The following is an 11460-nucleotide window of genomic DNA, read 5'->3' as shown; positions in this document are numbered from 1 at the left end:
AAAATTCAATGGGTCTGTGTCTCTGCCAACTCGATCACGTCCCGCCCTGTTCCCGCCCCCCCCGCGCTCAGACCAGCGGGATCGTCACCTCGTCCTCGACCGGCGGTTCCAGCTCCTGGGCGAGGCTGCCCGTCGCGGCGTAGCAGCGCAGACGGACGGTCTCCGGGGTGACGTCCAGACGGAGGAACTGCTTGAAGAACGGCGGGCTGTACGTCGCCGAGCTCGGGGAGAACAGCGACGTGTAGATCTTGCGCACCGGGAGGCGGAAGCGCGCGGTGCGGTCGGGGCGGCGGCCCGCGCCGAGCAGGGCGGCCACCAGACGGGTGCGCCAGGAGATGCGGGCCGTTTGCTGCTGGGCCCGGGTCAGCGGCATGCCGAGCCGCTCGGCGACGACGGCCGACGCCTCGGCCTCGCTGAGCGTGAAGAAGCGGCGCAGACGCAGCCGGCGGCCGTACAGCCTGCTGTAGAAGGCCAGCGAGTCACCGCGCAGCGGATAGCAGCGGAACTCCTTCTCGGTGACGTTCGCGATGTCGACGCGCGGGATGGTGTGCGTGGCGTGCATGAACGCCCCGCCGCCGCCCGAGACCACGTACTGGATCGTGCGGCCGTCCACCTGCACCGGATAGCGCTGGTAGTTGTGGATGTCACCGCCGATCGCCGCGACATAGCGGTGCGCCGGGTCCCGCACGATCTCGTCCACGGTTCCGCCGCCCTCGATGGCGCAGGGGTGGTGTTCGCCGTCCACGTACAGGGGCGATCCCGTGACCAGGATCTTCGGGCGGGGATCCGTCGACACCTCGCGCAGCCACGCGCCCTGCTCGGCGTCGATCGTCCCGAGGAGCCCGGTGTCGATGCCGACGATCCGTACCGGCCCGGCGTCGATCGCCCAGTACGGCCCCGGCTGGACGGCCTGTTGGGCCGCCTCCGACCTCAACTTCCGGTGCTCCGCGAGCCGTTGACCGTCGCCCTTGCGCGGGCGGTGCCACAGCAGCGACCTCAGCCCGGCCCGGCTGAGCGCACGCGGCGCGGGCTCGGGCGCGAGGGGCGGGGCGTCGTCGCAGAAGACGCGCATGAACGCGCCGAGATCCTCGTACCAGTCGTGGTTGCCCGGTATCGCGTAGACCGGGGCCCGGTACTCCTGGTACGGCCGGAAGAACTTGCTGCCGTAGTCGTCGGCGCTGCCCACCGGGTAGATCACGTCGCTCGCGAGAATCGCGAACCTCGTGTCCTGACCCGTCTTCAAGAACCCTGGCACGACGGCGTACTGAGGGTCGTCACCCTCTCCGGTGTCCCCGATGACGAGGAAGGAGAACCGGTCCGGATCGTCCCGCCGGATCACCTTGTCGGCCGGCGCGCCCGCGGCCGCCCGCTGGGCCACCCAGCGGTTACGGGTGCGGCCCGTGGGGTCACCGAACCAGGACGCAAGTACGCCGTTGCGCGCGGCCCACAGCATTCTCGGGTCGAGCCAGGAGATCTTCTCGACCTTGTGCGGCATCAGCCGCTTGTACGTGCCGAGTTCGGCGGCGCCCCAGCCGGCGCCTTCGGCGGTATCGCGTGAGGAGTCAGACACCTGTGCACCGTAACAATGATCTAGAGAACGCCGAGAGGGGGAGCGCGACCCCGGGCGCGTCGCCGTGCTCCCGCTCCTGAGTCACCCCTTGCGGGCGTACGCACCCCGGCGTGACCGCGACGTGCTGACGGTGGCCTTGAACTCCGTTGCGCGGCTGGGCTGTTGCGCGAAGGCACGGGAGGGCGTTCCGGTGTTCCGAGCCGTCCCGGACCGGCTGTGCTCGACCTCGCCGAGGACCAGCAGCGGGTCGAACATCACCACCACCCCGGCCAGTACGAGGAAGACGATCGGCCCGAGGAGCATGGGAAGCAGCAGTGAGGAAGGCGAGTCCCCCGCCCACGACGAGCCGCTCGTGCCGTGCAGATGCACGCTCACGGCGGCCATGCCGGTGTAGTGCATGCCCGACACGGCGATGCCCATGACCAGGCTGGCGCCGAGGCTGGTCAGAAAGCCGCGGATGGTGACGGCCGCCCACAGCGCGGCGGTCGCGGCGACGATGGCGATCAGAACGGAGAGGCTCACGGCGAACACGTCGTACCGGATGCTGCCGTCCACCCGCAGCGCCGCCATGCCCAGATAGTGCATCGCCGCCACACCGAGCCCGGTGATCACGCCCGCGCCGGGCAGCGCGCCCTTGCCCGCGCCCCGGTAGCCCACGATGAACACGCCGATGCCGACCACGACGATCGCCACGCCGAGGCTGAGCACGGTGAGGCCCGTGTCGTAACGGATCCTGGCCTCCTCGACCTGGAAGCCGATCATCGCGATGAAGTGCATCGTCCAGATACCGCACCCGATCGACGCGGCGCCGAGCGCCAGCCAACCGGGCCGCCAGGACTCTCCGTTGAGCAGGGAGCGGACGATGCACCTCAGTCCTAACGCCCCTCCCAGGCAGGCCATCAGATAGGCCGCCACCGGGGTCACCGCACCGTAGCGGAACCCGTCAACCGTGCCTTGCATAAGCCAACTCCCCCCAGAGTCCTGGCCAGTTGTGTGCCAGTTGTGGAGCAAGGTTCTACGTGTCAAGGGTGCGCAAAGCAAGCCTTTACCGTCGGTAGCAGTTGAACTCTGTATCACCGTGAGTCAACTCCGGTCGTCCAGGGACGAGTTCTGGACAGGTGGACGGATTGCCCGGGAGTTCCGGCCACGAGCTGCTACGAGACGCGTGCCGGTGGGGCGTGATCCGCGTGATCCGCCCCGTCCCCGCAGGGCCACGAGTGGTGCCCGTGCCCGGGATGTGGCACAGATGGACTCAGGAGGGCGACGAGAGGGCCCAGCGAAGGAGAGGGCCCAGCGAAGGAGAGGGCCCAGCGACGGGGAGGGCCCAGCGACGGAGAGGGCCGGACATGCGGGAACTCGCGATCATCGAGGCACCGTCCGTGCTCGGCCTGCGCCCCTCCTGGGTCCAGGAGCTCCCGACGGCACTGCTCGACGCCGGTCTGCCGGCCGGTCTCGACGCGATACGGGCCGGCCGGGTCGAACCGCCGGTCTACGACCCGACGCGGGACGCCGACACCCAAGTACTGAACCCGCACGGCATCGTGGACTACTCCGCCCGACTGGCCGACGCCGTCGGCGACGTCCTGGACGCGGGCCGTTTCCCGGTCGTCCTCGGCGGAGACTGCAGCATCCTGCTCGGCAACCTCCTCGCCCTGCGCCGCCGCGGACAGCACCCCCGGCTGCTCTTCCTGGACGGTCACACCGACTTCTACCAGCCCTCGGCGGAGCCGTACGGTGAGGCCGCCTCGATGGACCTCGCCCTCGCCACCGGACGCGGGCCCCGGCTGCTCGCCGACCTCGAGGGCCGCGGCCCTCTGGTGCGCGACGAGGACGTCGTGGCCCTCGGTTTCCGTGACACCGATGAATCGGAACAGGCCGGAATGCAGCCGCTGCCGCCCGGGCTGCACACGCTCGACCTGGACGGCGTACGGGCGTCAGGTGCCGCCACGGCAGCACGGCGGGCGGTCGACCGGCTCACCGCCGGAACCCGAACCGCCGGAACCCGAACCGGCGGAACCGGAACGGCAACCGGCACCGGAAACGGCGCCGGGTTCTGGGTCCATCTGGACGTCGACGTCCTGGACGACGCGATCATGCCCGCCGTCGACTACCGACTCCCCGGCGGTCTGAGCTGGGAGGAGCTGGAGACCGTGCTGCGCACGGCACTGGGCGACCCGGGAGCCGTCGGACTGGACGTCACGATCTTCAACCCGCGCCTGGACCCCGCCGGCACGATCGCCGGCCGTCTCGCCGAGTGCCTGCGCCGGGGGCTGTCGGCGCGCACGGAGCGACGACCCGGCGAGGGCGACGACCTGGACCCGGCCTAGCGCTTCACCCGGTAGCAGAGCCCGACGAACTTCGAGTTGAAGGTACGGGTGTCGACGAGTTCGAGGTCCACCCGGCGCTCGTCCCGGGCGAAGAACGGGATGCCACCGCCGACGAGCACCGGGTAGACGATGGCCCGGTACTCGTCGATCAGACCCGACGCGGCCGCCTGGGCGGCGAGGGTGGCGCCGCCGATCGCGATCTGGCCGTCTCCCGGCTCGGCCCGCAACCGCTTGATCTCCTCCGCGACGCTGCCGGAGGCGAGGCGGGCGGCGCCCTGCACCGTCGACAGCGTGGTGGAGAACACGACCTTGGGGAGCGGATTCCAGAGCGCGGTCCACTCCCGCTGATCGTCACCGAGCGAGGGATCCTGGTCGGCCGTCTCCCAGTACAGCATCGTCTCGTACAGCCGCCGCCCCAGCAGGTGGACGTCGACCCCGCGGATATCGTCGATCCAGAAGCGGAAGACGTCGTCGTCGGGCTCCGACCAGTCGAAACCGCCGTCCGGTCCCACGATGTAGCCGTCCAGTGAGACGTTCATCGAATAGGTCACCTTGCGCATCAGGAGTCCTCCTCGGTGCAGGGTTCGACAGTGAGACCGCCGGACGGCGCGAAACTCATCGCGGCTCGCTCATGTACTCGCCGGCACCGGCCGCCGCAGCAGATAGGCCGCCGCGGTCGAGACCAGGACGGTCATGCAGGCGATGAACACCAGCCCCGCGCCCTCCAGGCCCATCGGATCGGCCAGCACGCCCACACCGATCACCGGGACCGAGATACCGGTGTAGGCCACCACGAACAGCGTCGAGATCACGGCCGCGCGCTGCTCCGGCGGAGACGCCGCCGCGACCGCGGACAGCGCCCCGCGGAACGACAGCCCTTGTCCGATGCCGCCGACGATCGCGCTCAGCACCACCAGCGCCAGCAGATCCCACCGCAGCGCGCCCGCGAGCAGCGCGAGACCGGCGAGCAGACCGGCGCAGCCCAGCGGCAGCGACCGCCCGACCCCGACCCGGCCGACGGCCAGTTGCCCGGCGGTCGAGGAGAAGAACGCCAGCGCCACGACCAGCCCGCTCACGGCGTGGTTGCGCTCGTTCAGGGACTCGGCGAGAAACGCCGGGCTGACCGAGGTGAACACCCCGAACAGGGCGAAACCCACGAACGAGGCGATGGCCGCCGGCCCGAACACCGCCCGCACCTGCGGCGGCAGGCCGGGCCGTTGCGGTCGTACGGTACGCAGCGACCCGCGTTCCCGTACGGTCTCCGGAAGCCACAGCGTGACGGCGACCGCACCCGCCACCAGCGCGAGGTGCACGGCGAACGGCAGGTACAGCGGCCAGGGCGCGTACTGCGCCAGCACTCCGGCCAGCAGCGGGCCGCACCCCAGTCCGCCCATGTTGGCGGCGGTCGCCACCAGCGTGGCCCGGGAGGCGCCGCCCGCCGGTGCCAGCTCCATCACGTACGCCGTGGCGGCCCCGGTGAGCAGACCGGCCGACAGCCCCGACAGCAGCCGCCCCACGAACAGCCAGCCCAGCCCCGTGGCGCACAGGAAGCAGACGGCACTCGCGGCCGCGAAGCCCAGCCCGCACAGGATCACCGGGCGCCTGCCCACCGCGTCCGAGGCGTTGCCCACGAGCAGCAGCACGCCGATCACCGCGAAGGCGTACACGGCGTACACCACGGTGACCATCAGCTCGGAGAAGCCGAACTTGTCCTGGTAGTGACCGTAGAGCGGCGTCGGCAGCGTGGTTCCTGCCATGCACACGGCGAACATCGCGCCGGCGAGCACACACGCACGCCACCCTCGGCGATCACCGTCCATGCCGCCGACCGTAACGCCGCGCACCGCCCGGACCCGGCCCGGCACGCCACCGGCGCTCACGCGTCGTACTCGTCGGGCAGCCGCAGCCCCGGCCCGCCGACCTCCAGCCCGAGCGGCTCCGCGCGGCCGGCCGGCTCCTCCCACGCCTCCTGGCGGCCGAGGGCGGTCAGGTCCAGGTACGGATAGCAGTTGTGGAACTCCTCGATGCCGCGGCCGTACGTGGCGTACGTGTGGAAGACCTCGTCCCCGACCCGCAGGAACGCGCTGATGCCCGGATAGTCGCCCCGCATCCCCGCCGACCACGGCGTGCCCGCCTCGGCGAGTTCGGCCTCGGAGCGGAAGTAGACCTGGACGGGTGCGACCCGGTCGTCGACGGTGGCGTGGAAGTCGTGGTTGAAGTCGCTGCCGGCCGACGAGTACCAGGGGAAGGTCCAGCCCATCCGCGCGCGGTAGGCGGCGAGCTTCTCGTACGGCGCCCGGCTCACCGCGACCAGCGACGTGTTGCGCACGTGCAGTTGCCGCAGCCGGGCGGGGATCTGGTCGGCCGCGGAGGAGCAGCTGCTGCACCCCGTGTCACGGGGGTGCTCGGTGCCGTCGGCGTCGAGGTCGTACGTCCACATGAAGTGGTGCACGACCAGCTGCGGCCGCCCCTCGAACAGATCGAGCAGACCGACCCGCCCGTCCGGGCCCTCGAACGTGTACGGCTTGTCGACGCGGACCATCGGCAGCCGCCGCCGCTCGGCGTTGACCCGGTCCCGGGCCCGGGTGAGCTCCTTCTCCCGGGTCAGCAGCTCCCTGCGGGCGGTGAGCCACTCCTCGCGCGAAACCACCTCCGGCAGGTTCGGCATCGAAGTCATCCAGGACCTCCCCATGGGTGGTGCCGCCGAAGGCACTGCCGCTTACGGACCGGCCGCTTCCACCTCCAGCTTGCGCTCTCCCCTCCGGCAGGGCACATCCGCCGCCGAACCCGGCGCCGTCACTTCCGTCCAAGAGCCGTCGATCTTTGTCCATGGGCGGATCCACCACGACGCGTGAGGGTGGGACCATGAGCGAATTCAGGGCCGGCGACACGGACTTCCTCTTACCGGAGCGCGCGAGCGAACGGCCACGCATGCCGAGCGGACTCGTCGCGCTGGCACTCGGCGGCTTCGGCATCGGGCTGACGGAGTTCCTGATCGCCGGGCTGCTGCCGCAGGTGGCGGCGAGCTTCGCGGTGTCCGAGGCGGCGGCCGGCCGGCTGATCTCCGGGTACGCGCTCAGTGTCGCGATCGGCGCCGTCGCGCTGACCGCGGCGACGGCACGGCTGCCCAGGAAGCAGGTCCTGGTGGGCCTGCTGGTGTTGTTCGTCGTCGGCAACCTGCTGTCGGCGGTCGCGCCGAGCTATCCAGTGATGATGCTCGGGCGGATCGTCGCGGCCCTCTGTCACGGCTCGTTCTTCGGGATCGGCTCGCTGGTCGCGCGTGACATGGTGGCGCCGGAGAGGAAGTCCCGCGCGGTGGCCGTCATGTTCGCCGGACTGACCGTCGCGAACGTGCTCGGCGTGCCGTTCGGCGCGCTGGTCGGGGAGCGCTGGGGCTGGCGGGCGGCCTTCTGGGCGGTGACCGCGATCGGCGTGCTGGCCCTGGCGGGGATCGTCACGCTCGTCCCGGGCCGCGCGGACCGGACACTGCCGCCGACGGCGCCGCCCGCCGGTCTGCGGGCCCAGCTCCGGGCCTTCCGGTCCTGGCAGGTCTGGCTGACCCTGACGGCCACCGCGCTCGGCTACGGCGGGATGTTCGGCGCCTTCAGCTACCTCGCCTACACCTTCACCGAGGTCAGCGGCTTTTCCTCGGCGGACGTCGCCTGGCTGCTGATGGTCTACGGCGTCGGCCTGGTCGTCGGCAACCTGGTCGGCGGCCGGGCGGCCGACCACGACCGGGACCGCACCCTGGTCCTCTCCCTGCTCGGACTCACCGTCACCCTGGCCGCGTTCGGCCTCCTGGCGCAGAGCGCCGTCGCATCGGTGACCCTCGTGTTCCTGCTGGGGCTGACCGGCTTCGCCGGTGTACCCGGCCTGATCACCCGCGTCACCGACCACGCCCACGGCGCGGCACTCGCCGCCGGGGCCAACGTCTCGGCGTCCAACATTGGCAACGCCCTCGGCGCCTGGCTCGGCGGTCTGGCCATCACAGCGGGCTACGGCTACACGTCACCGCTCTACGTCGGCGCCGGGATCGTCCTGACCGCGACGGCCGTCATGAGCATCGCGGCGTACACGGCCAGGTCCGGTCCACCGGGGCGTCGGCCTTCCCTCAGAAGTGCTCGCCGCGGGAAGGGTGGGTCGGCAGGCCCAGGCCGGTGAGCCACAGTTCGCCGTCGTCGCCCGCGCTGATGTCGTGAGCCCGCAGCTCGTTCGGCCCGGTCGCCCCGCGGGCACGGCACTCGGCGATGGTGAGCTCGGCGATCCGCCGGGGCGCGTCGGGATCAGTCTCCGGCAACGCGGTGCGCCACCACTGGTGCTCGTCCAGGATCTGCCAGCCACGCTCACGCATCCGCGCCTGCCGCTCCTCGGTCTGCTCGGCACCCCGGTCGTGGATGCCCACGGCCAACTCGCGGCCCTGGTCGCCCGGTGAGTACGACACGATCATGTCCCGGCGCCAGTCCCGGGCGGTCCACAGATTGAAACCGATCCAGTCGCCCGGGGCCTGGACGGGGTACTGCTCCACCCACGCGGCGAGCATCAGTTCGAGTCCGGTGACCGCGTGGTCCCAACCGTGGGCGACCATCACCCCGTTGTACGTCCACGATGTGGCCTTCCCTGGACCCTTGCGGTCGAGCTGCCAGGTGTAGGGCAGCTCGCCGAAGCGATGCGGCTGCCCCTTGCGGCCCAGATCCGTGCCGTCGAACGTGTTCCACTCCTCGTCCTCGAACGTGCGGGCCTCGTGCACCGAGAGCTCGACGTGCGCGGGGTCGCCGGACAGCAGCAGGACCCGTTCCGCGGTGCACCACCGCACACTCGGCCCGCCGGCGGACCCACCGAGCAGGGTGGGCTTGCCGATCCGCGCGACGACCGCCTCGTACACCGGACGCAGCGCCTCCCGGCGAGCGAGACGATCCGCTCCGGCCGGGTAGGTGAGGACGGTGACAGGCTCCAGGCCGGTGTCACCGGTGGAGGTGAAGAGGGCTTCCGCCGCGGTCGCCGCCTGAGCCGCGGGATCAGTTGAACCGGTCATGCGGATCATGGTCGCAGGCCCGCCCGCGCACGTCCGCAGCGGGCGGACCGACCCGGCAGTCCCGACGGGAGGCGGTCATGCAGGCAGTACGTCCGCGATCAACCCTCGTACCCGCGCCTCGATCGCGTCGCGGATCGGCCGGACTGCCGCGACGCCCTGCCCGGCCGGGTCGTCGAGCCGCCAGTCGAGGTAGGTCTTGCCGGGGAAGACCGGGCAGGCGTCCCCGCAGCCCATGGTGATCACCACGTCGGACGCCTGGACGGCCTCGACGGTGAGGACCTTCGGGCTCTCGGCGGCGATGTCGATGCCGGCCTCGGCCATCGCCTCGACGACCGCGGGGTTCACGTGGTCAGCGGGTGCCGATCCGGCGGAACGGACCTCGATGCGGTCGCCCGCGAGGTGGCTGAGGTAGGCGGCGGCCATCTGGGAACGGCCGGCGTTGTGGACGCAGACGAACAGCACGGACGGGCGCGGTGCGGTGGTGCTCATGGAACGGCTCCTCGGAGGTGCGGGGACGTCAGGGGGTGGCGAGTTCACGCTCGGCGTGCGGGACGGCGGCGTCGAGTCCGGTCCGTGCGCGGCGGCCGTACACCAGGGCGACGGCGCCCACTCCCAGTACGGCACCGATCAGTTGCGCCGCGACGAACGGGGCCACGGAGGCGGGGGCGATCCCGGCGAAGGTGTCGGTGAAGGCGCGTCCGACGGTCACCGCGGGGTTCGCGAACGAGGTGGAGGAGGTGAACCAGTAAGCGGCGCCGATGTACGCGGCCACGGCCGCCGGCGCCGTGGCGGCACGGCCGACGCGCTCCAGGCCGAGGACGAGCAGGATCAGCCCGGCCGTGGCGACGACCTCGCCCAGCCACAGGTGTCCGGCGAACCGGTCGTGAGTGGAGAGCCGCACCAGGGGCCTGGCGAACATGGCGTCGGCCAGGACCGCGCCGCCGATCGCCCCGGCCACCTGGGCGGGGACGTACGCGGCGACCTCCCGCAGCGAGGGGCCGGTGCCGGTGCGGCGGCCCGTGAACCAGACGGCGAGCGTCACGACCGGATTGAAGTGCGCGCCGGAGACCGGCCCGAACAGCGTGATCAGCACGGCCAGACCGAAGACGGTGGCCAGGGAGTTGGCCAGCAGCTGCACACCGACGTCGGACGAGAGCTCGGTGGCCTGGATCCCGGAGCCGACGACGACGGCGACCAGCAGTGCGGTCCCGAGCGACTCCGCGGCGAGGCGACGGCCCAGAGAGGCGGTCACCCGGACACCCGGGCGGACTGCGGGGTGGTCAGGAATTCGGCGAGCCGGTCCAGGACGCCCGGCAGCACCCAGTAGTACACCCACGTGCCGCGACGCTCGCAGTCGATCAGCCCGGCCTGGCGCAGCAGCTTGAGGTGGTGGGAGATCGTGGGCTGGGACAGGTCGAACGCGGGGGTCATCTCGCAGACGCAGACCTCGCCGCCCTCCCGGGAGGCGATCATCGACAGCAGCCGCAGTCGGACCGGATCCCCGAGCGCCTTGAACACCTTGGCCAGCTCCGCCGCCCGCTCGTCGTCCAGGGGCGCGGACGCCAGTGCGCCGCAGCAGGAGTCGGCGGCGGCCTGGCCGATCACCTCAAGTTCTTGTTTCGACATGCCTCTATGTTGACGTTTTTCGATCCAAGGCGCAAGCTTGCATCAATGAACGTCAATACAAGCAGGAGGAGTCATGCGCGAGCAGTCCACTGAACTGCGCGAGTCCGTCGAACTGCGCGAGTCCGTCCGCCGGCGGTATGCCGAAGCGGCCGTTCAGGTCGCCGAGGGCGGCACCGGCTGCTGCGGACCGCAGCCCGTCGAGATCGACGAGAACTTCGGTTCCACCCTCTACGCCGCCGACGAACGCGCCGCACTGCCCGCCGAGGCGGTGGCCGCCTCACTCGGCTGCGGCAACCCCACGGCCGTCGCCGAACTCCGGGACGGCGAACGCGTCCTCGACCTCGGATCGGGCGGCGGCATCGACGTCCTGCTCTCCGCTCGCCGCGTCGGACCCACCGGCAAGGCGTACGGACTGGACATGACCGACGAGATGCTGCGCCTGGCCATCGCCAACGCCGAGAAGGCGGGCGCTCGCAACGTCGAGTTCCTCAAGGGCACCATCGAAGCGATCCCGCTGCCCTCGGACACCATCGACGTGGTGATCTCCAACTGCGTGATCAACCTGTCCGTCGACAAGCCCGCCGTCTTCGCCGAGACCTTCCGCGTCCTGCGGCCCGGCGGCCGGCTGGGCATCTCCGACGTCGTCGCCGACGACGCCCTCACCCCGGCGCAGCGGGCAGAGCGCGGCGACTACGTCGGCTGCATCGCGGGCGCCCTGTCCTTCACCGAATACCGGCAAGGCCTCCAGGCAGCGGGCTTCACCGACGTCGAGATCACCCCGACCCACCCGGTCGCCGACGGCATGCACTCCGCCATCGTCCGCGCCACGGTGCCTGTCGAAAGTGACGGCCCCCGAACGACGGGGGAGTGAAGGCAGTACACCCGAGCTACCTGGAGCACCCCTC

At 71.2% G+C, this 11460-nt stretch carries 12 protein-coding genes; 3 read left to right on the top strand and 9 right to left on the bottom strand.

Annotated elements, in window-relative coordinates:
- Nucleotides 1-67: 67 nt before the first annotated feature.
- Together AQJ67_RS05760 and AQJ67_RS05755 are read right to left on the bottom strand one after the other, a co-directional pair.
- Nucleotides 68-1570 (bottom strand): metallophosphoesterase family protein, encoded by a 1503-nt coding sequence (locus AQJ67_RS05760; RefSeq protein ID WP_062716951.1) that lies wholly within the window; start codon nucleotides 1568-1570, stop codon nucleotides 68-70.
- An 81-nt stretch (nucleotides 1571-1651) separates the two neighbouring features.
- Nucleotides 1652-2530, bottom strand: coding sequence for an MHYT domain-containing protein (locus tag AQJ67_RS05755; protein ID WP_079055800.1), 879 nt, complete (start codon nucleotides 2528-2530; stop codon nucleotides 1652-1654).
- 386 nt (nucleotides 2531-2916) lie between these two features.
- Between AQJ67_RS05755 and AQJ67_RS05750 the strand changes: the two genes are divergently transcribed.
- The gene (locus tag AQJ67_RS05750; RefSeq protein WP_062716950.1) at nucleotides 2917-3897 is read left to right on the top strand and encodes an arginase family protein; all 981 of its coding nucleotides are present in this window, start codon (nucleotides 2917-2919) and stop codon (nucleotides 3895-3897) included.
- Here AQJ67_RS05750 and AQJ67_RS05745 read toward each other — a convergent pair.
- From AQJ67_RS05745 to AQJ67_RS05735, 3 genes are all read right to left on the bottom strand, one after another.
- A complete protein-coding gene (locus tag AQJ67_RS05745) occupies nucleotides 3894-4457 on the bottom strand; it encodes a dihydrofolate reductase family protein (RefSeq protein WP_062716949.1) in 564 nt (187 codons plus the stop codon). The two genes, AQJ67_RS05750 and AQJ67_RS05745, sit on opposite strands and share 4 nt — an antisense overlap.
- A 69-nt stretch (nucleotides 4458-4526) precedes the next feature.
- Nucleotides 4527-5717: an MFS transporter gene (locus AQJ67_RS05740; RefSeq protein WP_062717482.1), complete on the bottom strand. Its 1191-nt coding sequence runs from the start codon at nucleotides 5715-5717 to the stop codon at nucleotides 4527-4529.
- 56 nt (nucleotides 5718-5773) lie between these two features.
- Complete coding sequence (locus tag AQJ67_RS05735; RefSeq protein ID WP_062716948.1) at nucleotides 5774-6574, bottom strand: DUF899 domain-containing protein; 801 nt, start codon at nucleotides 6572-6574, stop codon at nucleotides 5774-5776.
- 254 nt (nucleotides 6575-6828) lie between these two features.
- On the opposite strand from AQJ67_RS05735, the gene AQJ67_RS05730 reads away from it, so the two are divergent.
- On the top strand, nucleotides 6829-8058 hold the full coding sequence (locus tag AQJ67_RS05730) for an MFS transporter (RefSeq protein WP_062717481.1): 1230 nt from the start codon (nucleotides 6829-6831) through the stop codon (nucleotides 8056-8058).
- Here the strand turns inward: AQJ67_RS05730 and AQJ67_RS05725 are convergent.
- From AQJ67_RS05725 to AQJ67_RS05710, 4 genes are all read right to left on the bottom strand, one after another.
- Nucleotides 8009-8929, bottom strand: a complete 921-nt coding sequence (locus tag AQJ67_RS05725; RefSeq protein ID WP_159058726.1) for a hypothetical protein — start codon at nucleotides 8927-8929, stop codon at nucleotides 8009-8011. The genes AQJ67_RS05730 and AQJ67_RS05725 overlap by 50 nt on opposite strands.
- A gap of 75 nt (nucleotides 8930-9004) precedes the next feature.
- Nucleotides 9005-9418 (bottom strand): arsenate reductase ArsC, encoded by a 414-nt coding sequence (locus AQJ67_RS05720; protein ID WP_062716946.1) that lies wholly within the window; start codon nucleotides 9416-9418, stop codon nucleotides 9005-9007.
- A 28-nt stretch (nucleotides 9419-9446) separates the two neighbouring features.
- A complete protein-coding gene (locus tag AQJ67_RS05715; RefSeq protein WP_208614912.1) occupies nucleotides 9447-10181 on the bottom strand; it encodes an aquaporin in 735 nt (244 codons plus the stop codon).
- Nucleotides 10178-10555: an ArsR/SmtB family transcription factor gene (locus AQJ67_RS05710; RefSeq protein ID WP_079055798.1), complete on the bottom strand. Its 378-nt coding sequence runs from the start codon at nucleotides 10553-10555 to the stop codon at nucleotides 10178-10180. Before AQJ67_RS05710 ends, AQJ67_RS05715 begins: the two co-directional genes overlap by 4 nt.
- A 73-nt stretch (nucleotides 10556-10628) precedes the next feature.
- On the opposite strand from AQJ67_RS05710, the gene arsM reads away from it, so the two are divergent.
- Nucleotides 10629-11426 carry an arsenite methyltransferase gene (arsM, locus tag AQJ67_RS05705; RefSeq protein WP_062716944.1) on the top strand — a complete coding sequence of 266 codons (798 nt, stop codon included), beginning with the start codon at nucleotides 10629-10631 and terminating at the stop codon, nucleotides 11424-11426.
- Nucleotides 11427-11460: the final 34 nt, after the last annotated feature.

This window comes from Streptomyces caeruleatus, from assembly GCF_001514235.1.
GTDB classification, from domain to species: domain Bacteria; phylum Actinomycetota; class Actinomycetes; order Streptomycetales; family Streptomycetaceae; genus Streptomyces; species Streptomyces caeruleatus.
The sequence above is the reverse complement of the archived record's forward strand: the minus strand, read 5'-3'. Positions and strand labels throughout refer to the sequence as shown.

What these genes read in the sequence shown, in the direction of transcription:
- AQJ67_RS05725 (WP_159058726.1), bottom strand. Translation starts at nt 8,929, where the DNA reads ATGACCGGTTCAACTGATCCCGCGGCTCAGGCGGCGACCGCGGCGGAA.
- AQJ67_RS05720 (WP_062716946.1), bottom strand. Translation starts at nt 9,418, where the DNA reads ATGAGCACCACCGCACCGCGCCCGTCCGTGCTGTTCGTCTGCGTCCAC.
- AQJ67_RS05730 (WP_062717481.1), top strand. Translation starts at nt 6,829, where the DNA reads ATGCCGAGCGGACTCGTCGCGCTGGCACTCGGCGGCTTCGGCATCGGG.
- AQJ67_RS05735 (WP_062716948.1), bottom strand. Translation starts at nt 6,574, where the DNA reads ATGACTTCGATGCCGAACCTGCCGGAGGTGGTTTCGCGCGAGGAGTGG.
- AQJ67_RS05745 (WP_062716949.1), bottom strand. Translation starts at nt 4,457, where the DNA reads ATGCGCAAGGTGACCTATTCGATGAACGTCTCACTGGACGGCTACATC.
- AQJ67_RS05740 (WP_062717482.1), bottom strand. Translation starts at nt 5,717, where the DNA reads ATGGACGGTGATCGCCGAGGGTGGCGTGCGTGTGTGCTCGCCGGCGCG.
- AQJ67_RS05710 (WP_079055798.1), bottom strand. Translation starts at nt 10,555, where the DNA reads ATGTCGAAACAAGAACTTGAGGTGATCGGCCAGGCCGCCGCCGACTCC.
- AQJ67_RS05755 (WP_079055800.1), bottom strand. Translation starts at nt 2,530, where the DNA reads ATGCAAGGCACGGTTGACGGGTTCCGCTACGGTGCGGTGACCCCGGTG.
- AQJ67_RS05750 (WP_062716950.1), top strand. Translation starts at nt 2,917, where the DNA reads ATGCGGGAACTCGCGATCATCGAGGCACCGTCCGTGCTCGGCCTGCGC.
- arsM (WP_062716944.1), top strand. Translation starts at nt 10,629, where the DNA reads ATGCGCGAGCAGTCCACTGAACTGCGCGAGTCCGTCGAACTGCGCGAG.